The organism is Chloroflexota bacterium (assembly GCA_020850535.1).
In the GTDB taxonomy this organism is placed as follows: domain Bacteria; phylum Chloroflexota; class UBA6077; order UBA6077; family JACCZL01; genus JADZEM01.
Map to the genome: position 1 here is coordinate 1 of JADZEM010000226.1, position 21,790 is coordinate 21,790.

Annotated in this window: 21 protein-coding genes and 1 pseudogene; 9 read left to right on the forward strand and 13 right to left on the reverse strand. The window is 68.9% G+C overall.

The window, feature by feature from the left end; all coding sequences use genetic code 11:
* Positions 1-604 precede the first annotated feature (604 nt).
* Positions 605-1,468 (forward strand): methyltransferase domain-containing protein, encoded by an 864-nt coding sequence (locus IT306_31490; GenBank protein MCC7372979.1) that lies wholly within the window; start codon positions 605-607, stop codon positions 1,466-1,468.
* 91 nt (positions 1,469-1,559) lie between these two features.
* Here IT306_31490 and IT306_31495 read toward each other — a convergent pair whose 3' ends face one another.
* Positions 1,560-2,477 (reverse strand): sugar phosphate isomerase/epimerase, encoded by a 918-nt coding sequence (locus IT306_31495; GenBank protein MCC7372980.1) that lies wholly within the window; start codon positions 2,475-2,477, stop codon positions 1,560-1,562.
* A gap of 309 nt (positions 2,478-2,786) precedes the next feature.
* Between IT306_31495 and IT306_31500 the strand changes: the two genes are divergently transcribed.
* Positions 2,787-3,575, forward strand: a complete 789-nt coding sequence (locus IT306_31500) for a CPBP family intramembrane metalloprotease (GenBank protein ID MCC7372981.1) — start codon at positions 2,787-2,789, stop codon at positions 3,573-3,575.
* 67 nt (positions 3,576-3,642) lie between these two features.
* Here IT306_31500 and IT306_31505 read toward each other — a convergent pair whose 3' ends face one another.
* Both IT306_31505 and IT306_31510 read right to left on the reverse strand, forming a co-directional pair.
* The gene (locus IT306_31505) at positions 3,643-4,389 is read right to left on the reverse strand and encodes a DUF4111 domain-containing protein (GenBank protein MCC7372982.1); all 747 of its coding nucleotides are present in this window, start codon (positions 4,387-4,389) and stop codon (positions 3,643-3,645) included.
* Positions 4,390-4,403: 14 nt separating this feature from the next.
* Positions 4,404-5,564: an amidohydrolase/deacetylase family metallohydrolase gene (locus tag IT306_31510; protein ID MCC7372983.1), complete on the reverse strand. Its 1,161-nt coding sequence runs from the start codon at positions 5,562-5,564 to the stop codon at positions 4,404-4,406.
* Between the two features lie 183 nt (positions 5,565-5,747).
* Here IT306_31510 and IT306_31515 point away from each other — a divergent pair, with 183 nt between their 5' ends.
* The 4 genes from IT306_31515 to IT306_31530 all read left to right on the forward strand — a co-directional run bounded on the left by IT306_31515 (position 5,748) and on the right by IT306_31530 (position 8,785).
* Complete coding sequence (locus IT306_31515) at positions 5,748-5,951, forward strand: TOBE domain-containing protein (GenBank protein MCC7372984.1); 204 nt, start codon at positions 5,748-5,750, stop codon at positions 5,949-5,951.
* A gap of 303 nt (positions 5,952-6,254) precedes the next feature.
* Positions 6,255-7,130, forward strand: a complete 876-nt coding sequence (locus IT306_31520) for an ABC transporter ATP-binding protein (GenBank protein ID MCC7372985.1) — start codon at positions 6,255-6,257, stop codon at positions 7,128-7,130.
* On the forward strand, positions 7,130-8,353 hold the full coding sequence (locus IT306_31525; protein MCC7372986.1) for an ABC transporter permease: 1,224 nt from the start codon (positions 7,130-7,132) through the stop codon (positions 8,351-8,353). Before IT306_31520 ends, IT306_31525 begins: the two co-directional genes overlap by 1 nt.
* 111 nt (positions 8,354-8,464) lie before the next feature.
* Positions 8,465-8,785 carry a hypothetical protein gene (locus IT306_31530; protein ID MCC7372987.1) on the forward strand — a complete coding sequence of 107 codons (321 nt, stop codon included), beginning with the start codon at positions 8,465-8,467 and terminating at the stop codon, positions 8,783-8,785.
* A gap of 67 nt (positions 8,786-8,852) precedes the next feature.
* Here the strand turns inward: IT306_31530 and IT306_31535 are convergent, their stop codons facing one another.
* Positions 8,853-9,176, reverse strand: coding sequence for a hypothetical protein (locus tag IT306_31535; GenBank protein MCC7372988.1), 324 nt, complete (start codon positions 9,174-9,176; stop codon positions 8,853-8,855).
* Positions 9,177-9,259: 83 nt separating this feature from the next.
* Between IT306_31535 and IT306_31540 the strand changes: the two genes are divergently transcribed.
* Positions 9,260-9,778 (forward strand): hypothetical protein, encoded by a 519-nt coding sequence (locus IT306_31540; GenBank protein MCC7372989.1) that lies wholly within the window; start codon positions 9,260-9,262, stop codon positions 9,776-9,778.
* A 38-nt stretch (positions 9,779-9,816) separates the two neighbouring features.
* On the opposite strand, the gene IT306_31545 is transcribed toward IT306_31540, so the two are convergent.
* From IT306_31545 to IT306_31575, 7 genes are all read right to left on the reverse strand, one after another.
* The gene (locus tag IT306_31545) at positions 9,817-10,212 is read right to left on the reverse strand and encodes a cupin domain-containing protein (GenBank protein ID MCC7372990.1); all 396 of its coding nucleotides are present in this window, start codon (positions 10,210-10,212) and stop codon (positions 9,817-9,819) included.
* 46 nt (positions 10,213-10,258) lie between these two features.
* On the reverse strand, positions 10,259-11,425 hold the full coding sequence (locus IT306_31550; protein ID MCC7372991.1) for a glycosyltransferase family 4 protein: 1,167 nt from the start codon (positions 11,423-11,425) through the stop codon (positions 10,259-10,261).
* Between the two features lie 87 nt (positions 11,426-11,512).
* Positions 11,513-12,937: a pyruvate kinase gene (gene pyk / locus IT306_31555; protein MCC7372992.1), complete on the reverse strand. Its 1,425-nt coding sequence runs from the start codon at positions 12,935-12,937 to the stop codon at positions 11,513-11,515.
* A 51-nt stretch (positions 12,938-12,988) separates the two neighbouring features.
* On the reverse strand, positions 12,989-13,657 hold the full coding sequence (locus IT306_31560; protein MCC7372993.1) for a cyclase family protein: 669 nt from the start codon (positions 13,655-13,657) through the stop codon (positions 12,989-12,991).
* Positions 13,654-14,700: an LLM class flavin-dependent oxidoreductase gene (locus tag IT306_31565; GenBank protein MCC7372994.1), complete on the reverse strand. Its 1,047-nt coding sequence runs from the start codon at positions 14,698-14,700 to the stop codon at positions 13,654-13,656. Before IT306_31565 ends, IT306_31560 begins: the two co-directional genes overlap by 4 nt.
* 136 nt (positions 14,701-14,836) lie before the next feature.
* On the reverse strand, positions 14,837-16,447 hold the full coding sequence (locus IT306_31570; protein MCC7372995.1) for a glycosyltransferase family 39 protein: 1,611 nt from the start codon (positions 16,445-16,447) through the stop codon (positions 14,837-14,839).
* A gap of 419 nt (positions 16,448-16,866) precedes the next feature.
* On the reverse strand, positions 16,867-17,763 hold the full coding sequence (locus tag IT306_31575; protein ID MCC7372996.1) for a methyltransferase domain-containing protein: 897 nt from the start codon (positions 17,761-17,763) through the stop codon (positions 16,867-16,869).
* Positions 17,764-17,972: 209 nt separating this feature from the next.
* On the opposite strand from IT306_31575, the gene IT306_31580 reads away from it, so the two are divergent.
* Complete coding sequence (locus IT306_31580; GenBank protein MCC7372997.1) at positions 17,973-18,710, forward strand: MOSC domain-containing protein; 738 nt, start codon at positions 17,973-17,975, stop codon at positions 18,708-18,710.
* Here the strand turns inward: IT306_31580 and IT306_31585 are convergent.
* Both IT306_31585 and IT306_31590 read right to left on the reverse strand, forming a co-directional pair.
* Complete coding sequence (locus tag IT306_31585; GenBank protein ID MCC7372998.1) at positions 18,698-19,009, reverse strand: hypothetical protein; 312 nt, start codon at positions 19,007-19,009, stop codon at positions 18,698-18,700. The genes IT306_31580 and IT306_31585 overlap by 13 nt on opposite strands.
* Before the next feature lie 492 nt (positions 19,010-19,501).
* Positions 19,502-20,002, reverse strand: a complete 501-nt coding sequence (locus tag IT306_31590; GenBank protein MCC7372999.1) for a hypothetical protein — start codon at positions 20,000-20,002, stop codon at positions 19,502-19,504.
* A gap of 227 nt (positions 20,003-20,229) precedes the next feature.
* On the opposite strand from IT306_31590, the pseudogene IT306_31595 reads away from it, so the two are divergent.
* A pseudogene (locus tag IT306_31595) lies at positions 20,230-21,374 on the forward strand (FAD-dependent monooxygenase).
* Positions 21,375-21,790 lie beyond the last annotated feature (416 nt).

Consider the following 21,790-nt stretch of genomic DNA (forward strand, 5'->3'; position numbering starts at 1 on the left):
CCCTGTCCGTGCCCGGTGTCCGTCGCGCAGCGACTGAATGACTGTAGGCGGGGACTTCAGTCCCCGACCGCCCGTTCTGTGATGCTTCGGGTACACCAATGAACATGCAATCGCCCTGCACGTGACCGCAGGGCGATTGCATGTTGATGTCGTCGTGCCGCCGCGTCGGGGCTTGAAAGCCCCGCCTACGCTCCTGCAGTCGCTGCGCGACGCTCCAGGCTCGCCAGCCCCAGCCGTTCCCGACGGCCGTCGCGCAGCGACGGTGTGACTGTAGGCGGGGACTTCAGTCCCCGACCGCCCGTTCCGTGATGCTTCGGGGATACCAATGAACAGGCAATCGCCCCGCGGCTACCATCCCCGTGGCAGATCGACCGTGGGCAGCGCGTGCCGCGAGCGTCAGAACGCCGGCTGACCGCCTCGCGCGTGCACCCAACGCGCCCACGCACCCGGCGAAGGGGACGAGCGATGAAGTAGTCAGTGAGCAGTTGTCAGTTTTCAGTGGGAGCGACGGCAGTTCTGGTCGGACACATGCCCGACGCCTTTCCACTGACAACTGAAGACTCGCTCATGCGGCACGGTACACTGGACTGCACGGGAGGTGTCCATGTCGGCCATCGAGCACTACGCTGCGCGCGTCGACGCCGTGCTGGCGCAGCGCGCACGCCTGCGCGGCCACTCCCCGCCCGGCGATCCGTTCGCCGACTTGCGCCCCGATCACCCGCTGACGAAGACCGATCCGCGCCGCCCGCTCGACCCGACCCTTGAGCTGATCGTCTCCTACCTGGACCCCGAGGATGTCGTGGTGGACGTCGGCGGTGGCGGCGGGCGCAACGGCCTGCCGGTCGCCTTGCGCTGCCGGGAGGTCGTCAACGTCGATCCGTCGGTCACCATGCTCCACGCCTTCAGGCTGAACGCCCGGCACGCCGGCATCCACAACGCCATCGCCATTCACGGGGACTGGCTGACCCTGGAGCCGCCCCCGGATGGTACCGTCGCGCTGGTCAACCACGTTACCTACCTGACGCGGGAGATCGAGGCGTTCATCCTCAAACTGACGCGCGCGGCCTCGCAGCGCGTCATCATGGGGGTGGGGGACCCGCCGCCGCCCTCGCGCAACCGCCTCGTCTTCGAGGTCGCCTACGAGGAGCCGTCCGAGGTCGTGCCTGGGCACGCCGAGCTGCTGGACGTGCTTCAGGAGATGGGCATCGAGCCGGAGGTGCACCACCTGCCGATGATGCCGATGACCACGGACGCCGCCCCGACCTACGAGGCAGCCGTCGATCTGGCGATGGCGCAGTTGCGTGGCCATCAGTGGGCGTTCTGGCCGCTCGAACCGTCGCTCGATGTGGCGGCCCGCGCCCGTGTCGTGGCCCGCTTCGATGAGCTGTTCGAGCATGACGCGGCCGGGTTCCGCCCACGCTGGACAGTCCCCGGCCGCGAAGTGATCTTGACGTGGAGTTGTCGGTGAAAAGCCTTCAGTTGTCAGCGATCAGTTTTCAGGAGCGCGGGCAACGCGTCTCCCTCTGACAACTGATGATTGACAACTGAAACCTCGCCCGCTACTGGCCCAGCTCCGCGAGGATGCCGCGCACGTAGTCCACGCTGCGCCTGTCGAGCGTCAGCTGGTCGCCCACCTGCGCGCCCTCGACGGCCAGGTAGCCGCTGTAGCCAGCGTCCACCATTGCCGAGATCGCGAAGCGGTAGTCGATGTCGCCGTCGTCCAGCGGCACCCGGATGTACCAGGACTTGTTCAGCTCCGGGATGTGGAGCCGGCGCAGGTTCTTGCAGTGCCAGTACGTCGAGCGCGGCGCCAGCGCGACAATCGCCTGCTCGCTGGTCTCCTCGGGGAACTCGTAGTGCCAGAGGACGTTCCCGAGGTCAGGGTTCGCACCGACGTTGTCCAGCCCGACGAGATCCAACAGGTGGAGAGTTGTCGTCGAGTTGTCGGCGATGGAGCCCTGGTGCACCTCAATCGAGATGTCCAGCCCGTGGTCGGCGGCCATCTTCCCGTAGTGGCGCAGCTGCTTTGCCGTCGCCTCGAAATCGGCCTCGCTGGCCTGCCGGCTCGAACCCTGCGAGATCACCTCGCCGCGCCGGTCCGAGCCGAGGCCGCCAGGATTGGTGGCGGGCGTCACGAACGTCGTATTGACGACCGTCGCGCCGAGCGCCGCCGCCAGCTTGATCGCGCGCTCGAGCCGCTCGCGGGCATCGGCGCCGGCCGTGTGGTGGGCGATGGGGCCGCCCGCGCGCACGCAGAGGGCCGGCAGGCCGGCGTCCTTCAACTCCTGCCCGAAAGCCTTCGCCGCGCCAGCCTCGATCTCCTGCTGGCTCGCCGCCGGGATCTCGACGCCGTCGAACCCGTACGACTTCACCACCTTCAGATACCCTGCGCGGTGCTCTTTCGGCGGCATTGTCCCGAAGAGATCCTGGGTGCTGGGGTAGAACACGCCACGCCGCAGCGCGTAGCACAGCTTCATCGGTCTTCTCCCACAACTCAGCGGTGGCGCATGGAGCGCCCGGTCTGGTGGCAGCACGCCATCGGGAGAACGGTACCCGATGCGGGGGGCCGGCTGCCGCACCATCGGTCGCTGCGGCGCTGCCCGGTCAGCGCCGCAGCGCCCAGCCAGGGATGACACGCCGGGTGCGCGCCATCACCCATGCGACGGATGCGCGCACCCTGGTCCACATTCTGCGGGGCATCTTCGCAGGGGCCTCAGAAGGAAGCGCCCGCATGCACGACGGGCCCACGATGCCTTGTCAGTCAACTCCACCCCAGGAATACAGGTATGTCCCACGCACCCACTGCCCTCGCACCGGACGACGTCACCCACGCGCACCCGTCAGGCTTCTCGACTGGCTCCGCTGCCGGAGTCGCCCTCGGGCTGGCGCTGCTGATCGTCGTCGCCGAGTATCTTGCGCGCCACGTGCTCGCCCCGATCCTGCCGCTCATCGGCGCGCCGATGGTCAACGACATGCTGGCCTCGGCGCTCTGCTACGGCCTGCTCATCCTCGTCACCGCCGCGGCCTACGAGCGGACGCCAGCCGTACTGGGGCGTGCCCTGCTCGACGTCTTCGGGCAAAGCTGGTCGTGGCTGGCCCTCGGCGGAGGCGTCGCCTTTCTGCTGCTGGTGGTCATCCTGATGCCGCTCGACGTGGCCCTCTGGGGATCGGTGACGCTCCCCTCGTACAGCGCTCCGCCGTCTGACGTGCATCTCCTGACCGGGCTGGCAACGCCGCTGACCATCGCCGCGCTGATGACGGTCAACGGCATCGTCATCCCGCTGGCCGAGGAGCGGCTCTGGCGCGGCATGATCCAGCCCCGGCTGTTGCTCGCCTGGGGCATCCTGCCGGCGCTCTTGACGACGGCGTTCCTGTTCTCGCTGAAGCACGCCATCGTCGATGCGTCACTCGGGCGGCTGCTCGCCCTGTTCGTCGGCGGGCTGGCGCTCGGCTACGTGGCGCACCGGGCCGGCGGTGGAGATGGCGGCCGGCTCGGCTGGCGCGTCACAGCGATCTCGCACATGCTGGCGAACCTCGCCGCGACCGGGCTGATCCTGATCGTCCAGGGCGTCTGAGAGGCGGGCTCCGGGTTTCGGCCGACGTCATGCGGGGGTTTGCCTGACGCTCTTGGGCCGAGTTCTGCTACGCGCCCGGCCAGAGCGCCCGGTACATTGGCGCAAGGCTCTGGAGGACCGTCGCCTCGTCGGCGGCGCTGGCCTGGCCGTTCCTGACGGCCAGCGCCGCCCGCAGCGCCGGATGCCAGCGCTCATCCAACTGCGCCAGCGCCCAGGCCGCCCCCTCCGACTTCGTGGTGGGACGGCCGGACTCCAGCGCCCACAGTGACCGCACGAGGTTCAGGATCTCAGCGGCGGCCTCCGCAGGCGTCTCAGGCGTTTCGGGGCCATCGTCAAGCATCTCGCGGACGGCTGCGCGCACGTCGTCATCCGTCGCTTCTGGCAGCAGGGCAGGCGGCTCCGGGCCGAGGAACGTCAGCCCATGCGCCCGCATGTTGGCGATATTGTCGGCTGACAGCATGATCGCGCCGGGGTCCGGGTTCAGAAGTCCAGCCCGGACCTCCGGCACCGGCACGAGCGTCCCCGCTGGCACGAGCACATCATGCGGGGCGTAGTCGCCCTCCAGACGATCCCCGAGCGGCGTCTCTCCTCTGAGCGCCTCGTGGATCGCCGCGACCGCCGCCAGATCGCCCTCAGTCAGCGGGCCGTCCGTCACGACCAGGAAGTCAAGGTCACTGGAGGCCGCTGCGAAGTCGTCGAGGCTGGCCGATCCGCCCAGGTAGACGCCCAGCAGCCGCCCTCCGAGCGCACCTGACAGCCGCGCGGCCAGGGCCTGCATCGTCTGGCGGATCGGCTCCGGCACGGCAGGTGACATGCTCGCGACCTCGCTCAGTGATCCAGCGAGCAGCGCACGACCGTGCCGCCCTTGACGACGACTTTCGGGAACAGGTGCTGACGGGCCGTCCGCTCGACGTCGCCGGAGTCGTAGAAGGTGAACGTGCCCTCCTCCAGCGCGAACGCCGCCACGTCGCCGGCCATCCCGACCCGCAGCCCGCCAACCTCGGCCGCGATGCCCATCGCCTGCGCCGGGTAGAGCGTCGCCCGGGCGATGGCCTCGTCCAGCGTCAGCCCGAGATGCACGAACTTCATGACCGTGGTCGCGAGGTCGAAGACGGGGCCGTGCAGGTTGTAGACGTGCAGGTCACTGCTGATCGTGTTCGCGATGAACCCCTGGCCCATCGCCCGCTCGGCCACGTCCCAGGAGAAGCTGCCGCGCCCGTGCCCCACGTCGAACAGCACGCCACGGTCGGCAGCGGCACGGACCTCGCTGCGGATCTTCCCGTTCTCGTCCAGCGACCCCTCGGTGTTGCCATGATAGGCGTGGGTCAGCACGTCGCCGGCCGTCATGCTCTCCACGATCTGCGCGATGCTGATCTCGGTGGCGCCCGGGTGGATCACCAGCGGCACGCCCAGATCGTCGCACAGCTCACGGGCGAGGCGCAACGCCTCCGCGCCGTTCTTGCCCACCAGCGGCGTGCTCAGGCGCAGCTTGATCCCCTTGACCACGTCACGGTTGGCGCGGAACACGCGCGACGTGAGGGCGTTGTCCACGTTGCGGATGTCCTCAAGCTCGCCGACCACCGGCGAGACCATGCCGGTCGTCGAGAGGTTCAGCAGGGCGTAGACGCGCGTCTGGGCCACGTCGATGACGGACCGGCGGAACCCGGAGAACGTCCACGCGCCGGCCGAGCCGAGGTCGAGCACGGTGGTCGCGCCGGTCTGGAGGCAGGTCGAATCGACCTCGATGCCGTAGTGCGAGGCCCCCTCGTAGACGTGGACGTGGAGATCCACCAGCCCCGGCGTGACGATCAGCCCCGAGCAGTCCACCACCTGCCGCGCCCGGGCGGTCGGGATCCGGTCCTCGACGAACGCGATGCGCCCCTGGGCGATGCCGATGTCCTTTTTCGCGTGCAGCCCCTGGCTCGGATCGATCGCGGTGCCGCCGGTCAGCAGCAGATCCAGTGGCGGCGTGGTGGCCTCGGTCAACATCGACAACTCCCCAGACGCACAGGCGTGTTCGAGGCAGGTGCGGCTGTCACTGCCAGCAAGAGGATACCCCGGTGCTGTGGCATCGCAAGGATGTGCATCAGGCGCCATCCCCGGTGGGCCACGTTGTCCGGTGCGCGGGACACGTACACTATCAACAGCGACACAACAGAAGGAGAGATCTCCATGGAGCTGAGCGCTCGCAACCAGCTGCCCGGAACCGTCAAGTCGGTCAAGCTCGGGACGGTCATGGCCGAGGTCGTAATCGACGTCAACGGGCTGGAGGTCGTTTCGGCCATCACGCGTGGGTCGGCTGAGTCGATGGGGCTGAAGGCCGGGGATCAGGTCCGGGCCGTCATCAAGTCGACCGAGGTGATGGTCGCCAAGTAGCAGCGGGACGCCGGCAGGCTGTTCGCAGCGGGACGCCGGCAGGCTGCCAGCGGCAGCCTTCGGGCAGATCGCCGACACATGCCCTCGCTCCACCAGGGAGCGGGGGCTTTCTCTTGCTCGCGTCTCGGCAGCGTCAGCACGAAGCGTCGATACGCACCGGCGTGCGCTGCCCGATCCTCAAGAAATCTTCAGCTTTGTCGGCTGGCCCCTTCAGGCTCCAGTGGGATGCTGAATGTGGAAGGCAGGCGGCACGTCATCACGGCGGCCCGCACCCAATCAGCACCGTTTGAAGGGCATCCTACGATGGCTACGCTCTCTCCCGACATCGCCGCCGACACCACCCAGACCGAGCAGGCGCCCGTGCCCGTCATCCACGTGACGGACCTGCGTAAGACCTACCAGATGGGCGATACCACCGTGCATGCCCTGCGCAGCGTCTCCCTGACGGTCAACAGCGGCGAGTTCGTCGCGATCATGGGGCCATCCGGCTCGGGCAAGTCCACGTTCATGAACGTGATCGGCTGCCTGGACCGCCCGATGTCCGGCTCCTACGAGCTTGACGGCGTCGAGGTCACCACCGTGCCGGCCAGCGACCTCGCCGACCTCCGCAACCAGAAGCTCGGATTCATCTTCCAGGGCTACAACCTGTTGCCCAGGATGGACGCGCTCGGCAACGTGATGCTGCCGATGGTCTACGCCAAGGTGCCGGCCAACGAGCGCCGTGACCGCGCGATGGCCGCCCTGGCCGCCGTCAACATGGCCGAGCGCTACCACCACCGCCCCAACGAGCTGTCAGGCGGCCAGCAGCAGCGCGTGGCCATCGCGCGGGCGCTGGTGAACCACCCCAGCCTGATCCTGGCCGACGAGCCGACGGGAGCGCTCGACACCCGCACGAGCGTCGAGATCATGGCGATCCTCCAGCGGCTCAACCGCGAAGGCTCCACCATCGTGCTGGTCACCCACGAGCCAGAAGTAGCGGCGTTCTGCGGGCGGATGGTCGTCTTCCGCGACGGCCACGTCATCTCTGACCGTCTCAACGAGCACCCGCAGTCGGCCGAGGAGGCGCTCCGCAAGCTGCCGACAGACCCGCACGCGCACCTCGACGACGCCGACACGCCGACCGCGCTCGATGCCACTGCCGAGGACGAGGACGACGAGGCAGAAAGGCAGGTGGCCTGATGCTCAGCCGCATCGCAAGCTGCATCCCCTCCGCGCTGGAGGCCCTCCGGGCCAACAAGAGCCGCAGCATCCTGACGACGCTCGGCATCGTCATCGGCGTGGTCTCGGTGATCGTCATCATGGGGCTGGGCCAGGGATCGACCGCCCAGATCACCACCCAGATCTCGAGCCTCGGCACAAACGTCCTGACCATCATGCCCGGCAGCACGTCCAGCAGCGGCATTCGCGGCGGCGCCGGCACGCAGTCCTCGCTGAAGCTCGAAGACGCCGAAGCGATCGAGAGCAGCGTCCAGGGCGTCTCGGCCATCAGCGCGACGGTCTCCGGCAGCGCCCAGCTCGTCGCGGGCAGCCAGAACTGGTCCACCCGCATCCAGGCCGTCGAGCCAGCGTACCAGCAGATCCAGAACTGGACCGTGGCCTCGGGCGCGTTCTTCACCGAGGCTGACAACACCGGCGCGCGGAACGTCGCCCTGATCGGCTCGACGGTCGCCACGAACCTCTTCCCGGGCGGCGAGACCCCGGTCGGCCAGCAGATCCGCATCCGGAACGTGCCGTTCACCGTCGTCGGCGTCCTGGCCTCGAAGGGCTCGGGCATGGGCGGCGACCAGGACGACACGGTCATCATCCCGCTGCGGGCCGGTCAGATCCGCCTGTTCGGGTCCAGCAGCATCAACTCGGTCCTGATTCAGGCGTCCAGCTCGGAGCAGATCTCGCAGATCACCACGGACGTGAGCACGCTGCTGCGGACACGCCACAAGATCCAGTCCGGCGCGAGCGACGATTTCACGGTCCGCAACAACAGCGAGATGCTGAGCACCATCACCAGCATCAGCAAGACGATGACCTACCTGCTGGGTGGCGTCGCGGCCGTGTCGCTGGTGGTCGGCGGCATCGGGATCATGAACATCATGCTTGTCTCGGTGACGGAGCGCACCCGCGAGATCGGCATCCGGATGTCGATTGGCGCACGCGCCAGCGACATTCTGGCCCAGTTCCTCACCGAGGCCGTGGTGCTCTCGATCCTCGGCGGGCTGGTCGGCGTGGCCCTGGGCGTCGCCACCGTGCTGGTGATCCCGAAGACCATCGGCATGGCCACGGTGGTGCCGCTCAACGCCATCGCGCTCTCGGTCGGGTTCGCCACCCTGGTCGGCGTGGCGTTCGGGGTGTACCCCGCCCGCAAGGCGTCGCTCCTCGATCCGATTGAGGCCCTGCGCTACCAGTAGGCCGGGCTGACCGCCCCGAGAGGCTGGGCAACCAGAACGCACACGCAATCGCCATAAGACGGAGCGGGCCTGCGCGCGAGGCAGGCCGCTCCCAGAGCTGGAGATCCGATCATGCTCGCCACACAGCAGCTTTCGACCCGTGGCGCCGTGCCGCACATCCTCGTCGCCATTGCTGCCATCGCCGCCTACCTGACGCTCGACACGCTGACGGGCAACGCCGTCGCCGACGGAACCATCGGCGTCCTGCTCGGACTCTACCTGACCTCTGGGCCGGCCGCCCGGGCCATCGACGTCATCATGGGCGACCGCTTCACGGCCCAGGCGATCTGGAACACGGCCCAGGGACACCGCTGGCTGGCCCTCAACGGGCTGGTGCTGCTCGGGGGCTGGGCCGTGATCTTGCTGGGGATGATCGCGTTGGTCGGCGCATAGCAGGCCCCCTGGGAGCGCGCGCCGCACCGTCAACGATGTGCCGGGCGCATACACGATGCACGGTGGATCAGGTGGTGAAGCAGGTAACCCCGACCAGCACCGCGAACCAGCCGGCCAGCAGCACCAGGAAGTTCAGCACGTACCAGAGGATGCCCCCCTGGTCGTCTGGCCGCTGCCGGCTGACGCCGCCGTCGCTGAACAGGAGATCGAGCACGTTGGACGCCGGGTGGGAGCAGACGTACAGCCCCAGGATCACCCCGATCGCGCCCTCGATGCGCATCTCGGGTGTCAGCGGACCGAACGCCAGCATGATGCCGCCGTAGAACAGCGCCAGCACCATGAAGACGCACAGGGAGAAACTGCTGCGTCCGCGCCAGTACTGGTCGACCACGATGCTGCCCATCCGTCAGGAACCGGCTACACTCGCAGTATAGCGCTCGTCCGTTCAGGATAGACCCCCCTCGGAGCCGCCCCATGCGCCTCACCTCACGCTTCTGGCTGCACCTGCTGATCCTGCTCGTGGTGAGCCTCAGCCTCTCGCCACGCGTTGCCGCCGCCCAGGCCATCGCCGATCCCGGGCCGCTCAACCCCAACGAGCGCACCTACCTCGACACCACCCGCCCTTTCCGCGAGCGCATCGGGGCGTACCGCGAGATGCTGGCGTGGTACCAGGCGATTGCCAGCGAGGGGAAGCTCGACAGCATCGCGCTCGACGAGTTGGGCAACCTGACCCGTGAGCTGTTCGAGGCGCGGCGCACCTTTGGCGAGGTGACCCCGACCACCCGGCTCGACCAGTACGACCGCACCGTCAAGCTCGGGCTGGACCGGGCTTACGAGGCGACGGTCCTCCTGATGCGTGCCCAGGTCACCGAGAGCGACGCCGACCACCAGTCCCTGATTCGGCAGGCCGGCGAATATGGCCGCAACAGCCAGCGGCTGCTGCAGGAAGCGGACGACGCTCTCCGGGCCGTGGTGCCCGCCACCACGCCGTAGCAGCGGGCGCGGCGCCGTCGCCGTCGCCGTCGCCGGCCTCAGAACTCGCGCGGGTCGTCCACGTTGATCGTCATGATGCCCGAGCACCCGCGCGACACGATCAGCTCGCACGGCTCCGTCTCGCTCAGGTTCTCTTCCTGGTGGATCTCGAACGGCGGCACGAACAGGAAGTCGCCGGCCTTGACCTCGATGGCGTTTTCGAGCTTCGGGCCGAAGCGGAACCGCGCGTGCCCCTTCACCACGAAGATCGCCGTCTCACAGTCGCCGTGGTGATGGACGCCAGACACCGCGCCGGCCGGCGTGGTCACGTAGCCAGACCAGATGCTCGTGGAGCCGGTCGTCTCCGGCGCGACGCCAGCCTCACGCGCCATGTTCGTGGACTGGACCGCGCCGGTGTACCGCTCGTTCGGTCGGACAACCTTGATGCCAGACATCGCTGCTCCTGGGTTCTTGGTTCTGGGTTTCAGGGGTGGGGCGAAATCAGGCGCCGGCGGCCACCTGCTCGTAGACGGACACCGTCTGCTCCGCGACCTGCCGCCAACTGAACATCCGCGAGCGCTCGCGGGCACGCTGTCCCAGATCCTGCCGCCGCTTCGGGCTGGTCAGCAGCTCGCCCAGGGCGTCCGAGATGGCCGGCTCGCTGTACGGATCGACCAGCACGCCAGCGTCGCCCACCACCTCCGGCAGCGCCGAGACGCGCGAGGTGATGACCGGCGCGCCGCAGGCCATCGCCTCCAGGACCGGCATCCCGAAGCCCTCGTACAGCGAGGGGAATACGAACGCCGTCGCTCCGCTGTAGAGCGGGGCCTTGTCCTGCTCGCGGATCTGGCCGGTGAAGATGATGCGGTCGCCCATGTCCAGCTCGCGGACCAGCGGGCGCGGATCGGGGTAGAGCGGGTGCCCGAGCAGGTGCAGCCGCCCGGCAATCACCAACTGGTACTCGGCGCGGAGAGGGGCCGGCAGCGCGGCATACGAGCGGATGATCCGCCGGACGTTCTTCCGCAGGTCGAAGCCGCCGAAGTAGAGGATGTACTTGCGGGCGATGTTGTAACGCTCGCGGACGGCCGCCAGGAGCCACGAGTCCGTGATCGGGTGGAAGCTCGGATGGACGGCGTTGCCGATCACGTGGATGCGGTCGGCAGGGATGCCGAGCGTCGATACGATATCCCGCCGCGAGCACTCCGAGACGGCGATGATCGCGTTAGCCCGCTTCGAGGTGAAGGAGGTCAGGCCGGTGTAGAGCCGATTCGACTCGCGCGCCTTGTACTCGGGCAGCACCAGCGGGATCACGTCGTGGATGGTGACCACGGTCGGGCAGGTCTGCGTCAGCGGCGCGGCGAAATACGGACAGTGGAGCAGATCGACCTTCTCACGGGTCGCCGCTTGCACCAGCCCGATCTGCTCCCACCAGAGCTTCTCGACGTTGTCCCCGAAGCGGGAGATCTTGGTCCAGACCTCGACGTTGCGGAATCGGTCGGACGGCAGCTGCGGAAAGCCGCTGGTGTATGCCTTGCGGAAGCGCGGGCTGAGCAGCACGTACTCGTTGCGCCGGTCGTAGGCGTCGAGCCCTTCGAGCAAGTAGTAGAGATGGAGCCCGGCCGCCACCATCGGCTTCTGGAGAAAAAGCGCGTTGATACCGATCCGCATACTGGCACTATAGCAAGCGGTCGTCAGGCAGGCAGACGCGTTGCGCGGATCCTGGGAGCGCGGCGATCCCGGTGGGGGTTGGCCATGCTACCGCCGCGACGCGCCCACGCTGTGCAGCTTCACGAAGTTGGTGTGCGCGCCCGGACGGAACGGCAGCGCGCCGACGACCACCGCGAGATCCCCCGGGGCGAGCGCCTGCCGTGCCAACAACGATCCCTCGATCTCGCGGATCATGCCGTCGCTGTCCGTGGAGAACTGCTCGAAGATCGGGACGACCCCCCACCAGAGCGCCAGCCGTCGGTAGACGGCGGTTTCTGACGTGAAGACGTAGATCGGGACACGCGGGCGCTCCGTCGAGAGCAGTTGCCCGGTCCGGCCGGTCCGGGTGAACGCTGCGATGCAGGCGACCTTCAAGTCTTCGGCGAGGCCGGTGGCGGCTCGACAGATCGCCTGGGCATGCCCGACCCGCCCGCGATCCTCGCCGAGATCGTGCAGCATGGTCGCTTCGGCCCGCACCACGATGCGGTGCATCATCTCGACCGATTCCACGGGGTGCTTCCCGACGGCCGTCTCGCCGGAGAGCATCACCGCGTCCGTCCCGTCCCAGATCGAGTTCGCCACGTCCGAGGCCTCGGCGCGGGTCGGCATGGGGTTGTCGATCATCGATTCGAGCATCTGGGTGGCCGTGATGACCGGGATGCCACGGCGATTGGCCTTGCGGATGATCGTCTTCTGGATCGGCGGCACGTCCTCCGGCGCCAGCTCCACGCCGAGGTCGCCGCGCGCCACCATCACGCCGTCGCTCGCGGCCAGGATGGCGTCCAGGTGCTCGATGGCCTGCGGCTTCTCCAGCTTGGAGATCAGCGGCACCGTGCGCCCGTGCTGCGTCATGATCCGCCGCGCCTGCTGGAGGTCGGATGCCGCCCGCACGAAGCTGAGGGCCACCAGGTCAACCCCCTGCTCCAGCCCGAAGATCAGGTCTTCCTCGTCCTTCTCGCTGACGGCCGGGGCGGAGACGGCCACCCCCGGCAGGTTGATGCCCTTGTGCTCCTTGAGCTCGCCGCCATCCACCACCTGAAACTCGACCTCGGGCGGGCGGACGTGGGTGACGATCAGCTTCATCTTGCCGTCGTCCACCAGGACGGTGTCGCCGACGCGGCAGTCGTTCGGGAGGCCAGGGTAGGTGGTCGAGACGCACTGCGCGGTGCCCTCGACCGACTCGGTGGTGATCGTGAAGCTCTGGCCGCGCGTCAGGGTGACCGGCTCGCGGTCTTTGAGCGTCCCCGTCCGGATCTTCGGCCCTTGCAGGTCGAGCATGATGGCGATAGGCCGCCGCAGCCGCTCGGCCACGGCGCGGACCATCTGGATGCGCCGGGCGTGCTCCGGGTGGGTGCCGTGCGAGAAGTTGAGGCGGACCACGTCCACACCCGCCGCGAGCAGCGCTTCCAGCGACTCCTCGGAGTCGGTAGCCGGTCCGATGGTGGCGACGATCTTGGCGCGGCGAACGGTCATCGTCTGCTCCGTCCTGTGTTGCTGCCGACTGTGCCTCTGCGCTACCGGGAGTTATAGCGAGCGCAGCACCACCCGGGCGGGAGATCCATCTGCGCCGTCGAGCCTGAGCGGCAGCGCCAGCAGATCGTACTCTCCGGGCGGCACAGCGCGGAGATCGAGCCCTTCGAGGATCACGATGCCCGCCCCGAGCAGCGTCAGATGCGCGACGTACGGATCGGCATCGTACGGATCGACGGAAAGCTCGTCGATGCCGACCAGCCGCACTCCCTGCCCTACCAGCCAGGAGGCCGCCGCGCCAGACAGCCCGACGAAGTCGCGGCGGAACGGTGGATCGGCCCAGAACTGGCCGCTCGGGGTCTTCAGCAGCAGCCGCTGGACGCCGCCGGCCGCGGGGGCCAGATCGGCCGGCTCGATGACGGCGCGGCCCTCGGCAGCGGGATCGACCTCGATCACCCGGCACGGCCCGACGAGCGCGTCCAGGGGCAGCGCGTCCACGCCCGCGCCCCCGGGGATGAAGTGGGCGGGGGCATCCACGTGGGTGCCGCAGTGCGTCCCCAGCGTCAGCAGGGAGACCTGGGCCGGCTCGCCGTCCAGGCCGATCTGCTTGAGCGGTTTGAGGGTTGGCCCTGGCTCGCCGTCCCAGGTCGGCATGCCTGGGCGCAGGGGCACTGTCACGTCGTAGAGGCGCGGGCCGGGCCGGGCATCGTCGAGCACGCTCATCGGAAGTGCGGGATGATGTGCCGGCCGGCCAGCTCGATGCTGCGCCGCCCCACCTCCAGCGGCATGTCAGAGGGCGCTACCCGCAGCATCACGTCGGTCACACCGGCCGCGACGTACCGTTCCAACTGCACCGCCACCTCGTCGGGCGTGCCGAGCAGGCAGTTCTCCTCGGCCACCAGCGGCAGGATCTCGGTCTGCTCGGTCAGCTCGCGGCCGTCCGGCGTCTTCGTCCCGCCGATCTTCCGATAGGTGTGCATCAGCTGTTCGAGCGACGGGCCGCCGTCGCACCACGCCTGCTCGCGCGTCTCGGCGATGACCGTCGAGCGGTTGGCGGCCACGCGTGCCGTGGCTGGATCCTTGCCCGCCGCGACAAGCTCCTGATGGTAGCGGGCCGTCGTCTCGGCGATGGCGCTCAGGAGATGGGTGCTGCCGGCGTACCAGCCGTCGCCCAGGCGGGCGGCGCGACGGATCGCCCGGCCGATGCTGCCGCCGACGAAGAGGGGCGGCCCCTGCGGCTGCGTCGGGCGCGGCCAGATCGCTCCGGGACAGGTGATGGCGCTCCCGGCGTACCCATCCGCGCCGGACCAGAGGGCGCGCAACGCCTCCAGCATCTCGTCGGTCCGCTGCCCGATGACCTCGCGCGGCAGGCCAAACTTGCGCCAGTCGCGCGGACGCCCGATCCCCACGCCGACGATCAGCCGGCCGCCGCACAACTGATCGAGCACGGCAGCCTCGTAGGCCAGGGTGATCGGGTTCCACATCGGCAGCAGCAGGACGCCGGTGCCGAGCGTCATCGAGGTGTGCGGCGCAAGCGCGGCCAGCACGAGCAGCGGCGAGGGCGGGTGCGACAGCTCGTCGGCCTGCGTCGGGAAGTGCTGCCCGACCCAGACCGACTCGAAGCCGTGGCGCTCGGCAAGCTGGATCAGCGGCAGGTACTCGCGGAAGAGGGCGTCGAGCGGCATGCGCTCGGCGCTCCAGTCGAGGGCCAGCCCGAAACGGAGCCGGGGAGTCCGCTCCCCGGCGGCGTCCACGTCGCGCACCACCGCACCTCCCAGCCGCCAGCATCGGCAGCAGCCCGAAGCGTACCGCGCGAGGAAGGCGGGCGTCAGGTATCAGCGGCCAGTGGTCAGCCGTCACCTCTCAGCAGTCGCGCGACAGCGGTCAGCCTGGGGGTGGGCACTACACCGGCAGGGTCACCTTCATGATCCACCAGCCGCGCGTCGGCCGGGAGACGCCGGACGCCGCCTGGAGCCGCTCCCAGAGCGCGGCGTCCATCTGGCGGGTCAGCCTGGGCAGGCGGTCGTCCTGCCCGACGATCCAGAGGGTCCGTCCTGCGTACGGCCCGTTGACAAGCTGCTCGAAGTCACCGGCCTGCTTCAGCAGCACGGCCGGTGTGTAGATCGAGCGGGCGACCGGGCCATCCTGGTAGGCGTACCGCTCGAACCCCTCAGGATGGACGTAGAAATCGGCCCGGCCGAGGTAAAGCTGCGTCACCAGCGGCGACTCAGCCAGTATCAGCATGTTGGTGTCTCGGGGTTGGAAGCCCTGGATGCGGAGATCGGCGAGCCAGGTCGGGGCGCGGGGGACGGTCTGAGGACGCAGGGCGGCGACGGTGTCCGGGCCGACGACGAGCGCGAAACTGACGACGGCGACGCTCAGCGCCACCCACTGTTGTCCCCAGCGTGGGGCTGGCGAGCCGGCCAGGGCGCCGAGACCCCAGGCCCAGAGCGCCGCGGCGAAGGGCAGGGCGGCCAGGCCGTACTGCTGCTCCTGCTTGGTCTGGATGATGAACGTCGGCACGAGCAGCGCGACGAACAGGAGGGCCAGGAGGAGGCCGGGGGCGCGCACGCTGCCGGGCCGAGCAACCCCCGACATCGCGCTGTGCGTGGGCACGGCGTGCATGGTTCGTCGGGATGCAAGCCCTCCCCGCACTTGCCAGAGCAGGCCTGCCAGCGCGACCAGCGCCAGCGGCAGCGCGCCGCCCCAGACCTGCCGCCAGTAGTAGCCGACGCCCGAGAGACTCAGCGACGGCGTGAAGTAGTGGCGGAACTCGGCGTCCGCCCCGGCGAGGGTGCCCGAGCGGAGCGCCAGCCCCATGACGGCCAGCAGCGCCACCGCCAGCCCGGCCACCAGGGCGGCGGCCAGCGTGGCACGCTTCTGCCACCAGCCGGGATCGCGGAGGGCCAGCCGCCCGAGCAGGTACAGCCCGAGGCCGGCCGGCAGGATCATCGCCATCTCGTACGCGAGCAGCGTCACCAGGAAGCCGCATGCCGTCCAGACCTGCCAGCGCGGCTCATCTCGCACAAAGCCGCGATGCATGGCGTAGGTGGTCAGCGTCAGCAGCAGGACGAAGGCGGCCGGCGGCCATGCCTGCCGCGACCAGCCGATCAGTGGCCCGGCCATCACCACGAACACCGCTGCCGCCAGCCCGGGCCACGTCCCGCCGACAGCCCGCCCGAGCAGGAACATCGACGGGACCTGCAGCGCGCCCATCAGCAGGCTTGGGAGCCGAGCGGACCAGTCATGCATGCTGAAGAGGACGGTGCTCGGGACGGTGGCGTAGATGGTAACCAGCCCACGTGTGTAGAGGCGGCCGGGGCCGTTGACGCCGTCCGGGCCAGCGGGGAGGAGCGGGAGGCCGGTGCGGAAGACGCCCTGGGCGGCCAGGGCCACGCGCGCCTCGTCGGTCGAGAGGCCGCCATCGCGCCAGTCGAAGCCGTTCAGGCGCACGGCGAGCGCCAGGACGGTCAGCAGGAACACGGCGAGCCAGGGACCAAGGCGGGCGGTCATACGTAGAGACGATGCGGCAGACGGCCCCCCGCCGACAAGCACACGGTGTACGAGTGGTCAGCGGTCAGTGGTCAGACGTCAGTGGTCAGACGTCAGTGGTCAGACGTCAGTGGTCAGCGGTCAGACGTCAGTGGTCAGACGTCAGTGGTCAGCGAGTGGTGACTGACACATGCTCCACCATGTCATCCTGAACGAGCGAGCTTGCGAGCGACGTGAAGGATCTCACCCGCCGACCGTCAACATTCGCGTCAGCGGGTGGGATGTCATCCCCGGGCAATCCGAGCGCGAGGGTGCGCGTCAACATTCGCGTCAGCGGGTGAGGTCCTTCGCTGCGCTCAGGATGACAATTGACACTTGCATGTTTGCGGCAGCATCTGCTTCCTGCCGCCTCGAACCTACTGCCTCCTGCCGCCTCGGACCTACGCGTCCGGGATGGGCTCCGGGCGGGGCGTCCAGCTCACCAGCCCCAGGTAGGACGGCGTCCACTCGAAGGCGTAGCGGCCGTCCCGCTCGACCAGCCGCTCGCGGATGGTTTGCGCCAGGGCGGCGTCCTTCTCGCTGCCAGGGGCTACCCAGGTCTGGTGCCGGGCCAGACCGATCACCTGTTCGGGATCTTCGAAAGAGGCCGGTATGGTCTCGACCAGCTGGATGCTGACCGGCCGCCCGCGCGCCATCAACAGGGTCACCATCTCGCGCATGGCGGGCAGCAGCGCCCGCTCGACGCCGTGGACGGCTGGCCAGAGCCGGTCCATCGCCCAGGTCGGCCGACGCCAGAACAGCATCGCCACGCAGAGCCGGCGCGCCGAGCGCTCCATCGCCTCCAGAAACGGCCCGATCTGCTCGACGTCGTAGCCGACGTGCGCGATGAACGAGACATCGGCCTGCAGTGCCGGATCGGCGGCGGCTGGCCAGCGTCCCTCGACCACCCGCAAATTGGTGATGCTGTGCTCGGCCATACTCTCGCGCAGGACGCCGAGCATGCCCGGCGAGGGGTCGACGGCGATCACCTCACGGACGTTGAGGGCCAGCGGCAGGGCGTACCGGCCGCCGCCCGCACCGATGTCGAGCCAGGTCTCGTCGGGGCGGGCCAGCGTCAGCAGCGCGTCCAGGGAGGGATCGTCGGTGCGGCGAGGATCGACGCGGAAGCGGTTGGCGACGGGCGCATAATGATCCTGGCTGCGCTGCTCGGCGAACCGGTCCACCTGCTCGGCGTTGGCCCGGACGCGGCGGCCCCAGGAGGCCAGCAGGGCGGCGGGATCGACGCGGAACGGATCGCCGCTGGTATCGAAGCGGCCATCAGGCAGCAGCTCTGGCATCTGGGTCACGCTCCCTGCCACGCCCCCGGCGTGCGGGTGGGGCGCGGCGAAGATGGGTCGCGGGCAGCGCTGTCACACGACGCCTCCGGTGTACCACAGGTCGGAGGCGAGGGTTTCGGGTTCTGGGCTTCAGGTTTCGGGGAAGGCCGGCTGCCGGGGCGTGCTACCATCCGACGCGGGTGGAGATCGGCGGGGGAGGCCTGGGCGGGATGGCGCCTGCAATGGTGGCGACGGTGGCCGGGCTGTACCGGTTCCCCGTCAAGTCGATGGGCGGCGAGTCGCTGGAGCGCGTGCAGCTACAGTGGCACGGCTTTGACGTGGACCGTGGCTTCGTCTTCGTCAAGGCCGGCAACCTGTCGCGCTTCCCCTGGCTGACAGCCCGCGACCTGCCGGATCTGGTCCGCTACCACGCCTCCCTGACGAACCACGAGAACACGCGGAAGTCGCCGGTCATGGTGCAGACGCCCACGGGGCAGGTCTGGCCGGTGGACAGTCCAGGCTTGCTGGCCTCGCTGGAGCGCCAGTACGATGCGCCGCTCCAGTTGCTGCACCCGGGCAAGGGCGCGCAGGACGCGGCGATGCTCTCGGTGATCGGGACGGCTTCGGTGCGAGCGCTCGCAGAGCGGGTGGGCGCGGACCTGGACATCCGCCGCTTCCGCCAGAACGTGGTGCTGGCCCCGGTCGACGATGCGCCGTTCGTCGAGGAATCGTGGGTTGGCCGGCAGTTGATCGTCGGCGCGGACCCGGCCAGCCCGGAGGCAGCCCGCATCCGGCTGATCCGCCGCGATCATCGCTGCATGATCGTGAACCTCGATCCGGAGCTGGGCGGGCAGAACCCGGCCGTGCTGCGCGAGATCGCAGCCTCGCGAGAGAACTGCCTGGGCCTCTATGCGACGGTCGAGGCGCAGGGCTGGCTCCAGATCGGCGACCCGGTCTACGTGGCCTGACCTGTCACGTCGGCGGGACCGGATCCGGAGCCTGTGCGGAGCCATGTTGCTGCGTCTTCGCGAAGACCCGGGTAGGCGTCGAGCAGGCACTCCTGAAGGAGCCACGCGGGCGCCCCGCCGAGCGTGTGCAGGATCTCGACGACGCCGTGACGGCACATCGAGCACGGCCCGCGCTCGTAGATCGCGAGGAGGAGCGGGGCGGCGGCCGGCGTCCGGTTGGCCCCGAACACGTCGCGCACGGACATGCCAAGCCAGTGCAGGCCGTCAATCTCCGTCGTGCGGGACCAGAGATCGAGCAATGTGAGTTCGTCGCCAGGCGCGTAGTTGGAGAGCGCTTGCTTGGTCCCAGGCCAGACGACGGCTCACAAACTGAGCTCGCGCAGGACCGCGTCATGTGAGAGCAGCTTGCCGCGCTGGTACGCCTCAATCGCCATCGTGCGCTCCTCCGGTATTGCGTATGAGGCCACTACCTGAAGTATCGCATCTTCGTTAGCGTTCCCAGAACACGGCAAGACGAGCAGTCGGGGACTGATGAAGATTGACGAAATAGCCACGTATTCCGTCCGTCACTCTGGAGGCCCTCACCCCCCTGCCCCCTCTCCCTGTGCGCGGGCGAGGGGGAGACACACGAGGCTGTCGTTCCTCCCCCTCGCCCGCGCACAGGGAGAGGGGGCAGGGGGGTGAGGGCCTTTCCCACAGGAAATCATCAATCTTCAGCAAGCCCCGACCTCTCCGCACGACCCGCCCAACGTGCGATCGCCCTGAATCACTCGCGCCGCGCATGGGACGGCCTACGGCTCCTCGGAGTCCTCGTCGGAGCCGGATTCCTCGTCGTCCGAGGCCGAGGCGGGCGCAGCCTCCTCCGACGAGCCGCTGAACCGCTGCCCGACGCTGATCTCTGTCGCCTCGAACAACTGCTCGTTGATCTTCTCGCCCGTCAGCTCGACGTAGTCCCCGACGCCCACGCCGTTCCGCGCGATCTCGTCCGTCTTCAGCACCCGAATCAGCGTGCGGCCGTCCACCGTCCCGACGATCAGCTCCGGCGGGTCTTTCTCGGCGCGGACCTCCAGCACCTGCCCGTTCAGCACGAAGTCGTCGCCACGGTCGTCGTCCTGCTTCTTCTCCTTCTTCCCCTTCGAGTCCTTGTCGTCCTTCTTGCCTGCGAAGGGGCTGGCCTCGGCTACTGACACGTCGCCCCCCGGCGCGGCCACCCCGCTGCCCGATGCTGCCGCGAGCATCACCGCTGCCACCAGCATCACCCGCGAGACGAGCCAGATCCGGCCTCCGTGCATCCGTCCTCCTTCTGCCTACCCCGCATACTCCCTGAACGAGCCATGCCGGCAAGTGCTCCGATTGTTGGCGTCACAATGACGCGCTGCCAGGAATCTGCAAGCCCACCTCGGTTGCATTGGCGCGCAAAAGCGTCGGGCTGCGCGGCGCACGGCCATCATTTGCGAACCGGCCTCCTTGCGTGGGACGATGGCGTAGGAGGGGGCGTGCCGCCATGAGTGCATCGGCATTGCGGGTGGCCATTGTCGGCGGCGGCATCGGCGGCGTGGCTGCCGCAAACGCACTGCTCCGCCAGGGCATCGAGGTGCGCGTCTACGAGCAGGCCTCTGCCCTGACCGAGGTCGGCGCGGGTGTCGCGCTGCAGCCCAACAGCGTGCGGATGCTGCGCCGGCTCGGATTCGGAGACCATCTCCTCCGGTACGGCGCGCGCTGGAGCGACCCGCAACTGTGGCGCTGGGATGGCACGTTCATCTCGCCGCCCTGGCCCGGCGAGGTCGAGTTCTTCGGGATGCACCGCGCCGATCTGCTCGGGATGCTGGTGGACCGGCTGCCGGCCGACATCGTCAAGACCGGGCGACGGTGCGTCGGCTTCGAGCAGGACGCCCACGGAGCGACGGTCACCTTCGCCAACGGCGAGCGCGTGACGGCGGACGTGGTGATCGGAGCGGACGGCATCCACTCCTGCTGCAGCAGTACGTCGTCGAGCCATCGCCGCCCATCCCATCAGGCTCGATGGCCTATCGCGGCATCATCCCGGCGGCGAGCGTCAACTGGCCGGTCGGTGTGATGCGAAACTGGCTCGGGCCGGGCAAGCGGTTCATGGTCTATCCCGTCCGAGGCGGTGAGCTGCTCAACTACGTCGGCTTCGTGCCGACCGACACGCAGATGAAGGAGTCATGGTCCGCCGCCGGCGACCCCGCGAGCCTCGCCGCCGAGTTTGACGGCTGGGATCCGCTGGTCGGGGAGGTCATCGCCCAGGTCAGCGCCTGCTTCCGCTGGGGGATCTACGACCGTGAGCCGCTCCCGACCTGGAGCGCGGGGCGCTTGACCTTGCTGGGGGATGCCGCCCACCCGATGCTGCCACACGCCGGCCAGGGCGCGAACCAGGCCATCGAGGACGGCGTTGCCCTGGCGGCCATTCTGGCCCAGACGGACCGGATGATGGTGGAGCAGTCGCTGCGGGTCTATGAGGCCGTGCGCCGCGAGCGCACCGCCGGTGTGCAGCAGCTCTCCCGCACCAACGGCGCCCGCTACGAAGCCACCACAAATCTCGACGACCGCGACCGGCAGATGCGGAATCAGGTGCTCGACCGCGCCTGGATCTGGAACTACGACGCCGAAGCCGAGGCCACCGCGGCGATGACCGCCCACTAGCAGGTCGCCCGATCCCGCTTCCGCGGGCGTTGAGCCAGGGCGATTGCATGTTCATTGGTGTCCCCGAAGCATCATGGAACGGGCGGTCGGGGACTGAAGTCCCCGCCTACACGCATTCAGTCGCTGCGCGACGGACGCAGGGCACGGCTGGGGCTGGCGAGCCTGGAGCGTCGCGCAGCGACTGCAGGATCGTAGGCGGGGCTTTCAAGCCCCGACGCGGCGGCACGACACACCCAACATGCAATCGCTCCGGTTCGTGACTCAGGACGACTGCATGTTCATTGGTGTCCCCGAAGCATCATGGAACGGGCGGTCGGGGACTGAAGTCCCCGCCTACAGTCACGCCGTCGCTGCGCGACGGCCGCCGGGAACGGCCGGCACTGGTGCGACTGGAGCGTCGCGCAGCGACTGCAGGA

Excerpts from the sequence above, each read along its gene's own strand:
- IT306_31490 (MCC7372979.1), top strand. The coding sequence starts at position 605 with ATGTCGGCCATCGAGCACTACGCTGCGCGCGTCGACGCCGTGCTGGCG.
- IT306_31495 (MCC7372980.1), bottom strand. The coding sequence starts at position 2,477 with ATGAAGCTGTGCTACGCGCTGCGGCGTGGCGTGTTCTACCCCAGCACC.
- IT306_31500 (MCC7372981.1), top strand. The coding sequence starts at position 2,787 with ATGTCCCACGCACCCACTGCCCTCGCACCGGACGACGTCACCCACGCG.
- IT306_31505 (MCC7372982.1), bottom strand. The coding sequence starts at position 4,389 with ATGTCACCTGCCGTGCCGGAGCCGATCCGCCAGACGATGCAGGCCCTG.
- IT306_31510 (MCC7372983.1), bottom strand. The coding sequence starts at position 5,564 with ATGTTGACCGAGGCCACCACGCCGCCACTGGATCTGCTGCTGACCGGC.
- IT306_31515 (MCC7372984.1), top strand. The coding sequence starts at position 5,748 with ATGGAGCTGAGCGCTCGCAACCAGCTGCCCGGAACCGTCAAGTCGGTC.
- IT306_31520 (MCC7372985.1), top strand. The coding sequence starts at position 6,255 with ATGGCTACGCTCTCTCCCGACATCGCCGCCGACACCACCCAGACCGAG.
- IT306_31525 (MCC7372986.1), top strand. The coding sequence starts at position 7,130 with ATGCTCAGCCGCATCGCAAGCTGCATCCCCTCCGCGCTGGAGGCCCTC.
- IT306_31530 (MCC7372987.1), top strand. The coding sequence starts at position 8,465 with ATGCTCGCCACACAGCAGCTTTCGACCCGTGGCGCCGTGCCGCACATC.
- IT306_31540 (MCC7372989.1), top strand. The coding sequence starts at position 9,260 with ATGCGCCTCACCTCACGCTTCTGGCTGCACCTGCTGATCCTGCTCGTG.
- IT306_31545 (MCC7372990.1), bottom strand. The coding sequence starts at position 10,212 with ATGTCTGGCATCAAGGTTGTCCGACCGAACGAGCGGTACACCGGCGCG.
- IT306_31550 (MCC7372991.1), bottom strand. The coding sequence starts at position 11,425 with ATGCGGATCGGTATCAACGCGCTTTTTCTCCAGAAGCCGATGGTGGCG.
- pyk (MCC7372992.1), bottom strand. The coding sequence starts at position 12,937 with ATGACCGTTCGCCGCGCCAAGATCGTCGCCACCATCGGACCGGCTACC.
- IT306_31560 (MCC7372993.1), bottom strand. The coding sequence starts at position 13,657 with ATGAGCGTGCTCGACGATGCCCGGCCCGGCCCGCGCCTCTACGACGTG.
- IT306_31570 (MCC7372995.1), bottom strand. The coding sequence starts at position 16,447 with ATGACCGCCCGCCTTGGTCCCTGGCTCGCCGTGTTCCTGCTGACCGTC.
- IT306_31575 (MCC7372996.1), bottom strand. The coding sequence starts at position 17,763 with ATGCCAGAGCTGCTGCCTGATGGCCGCTTCGATACCAGCGGCGATCCG.
- IT306_31580 (MCC7372997.1), top strand. The coding sequence starts at position 17,973 with ATGGCGCCTGCAATGGTGGCGACGGTGGCCGGGCTGTACCGGTTCCCC.
- IT306_31590 (MCC7372999.1), bottom strand. The coding sequence starts at position 20,002 with ATGCACGGAGGCCGGATCTGGCTCGTCTCGCGGGTGATGCTGGTGGCA.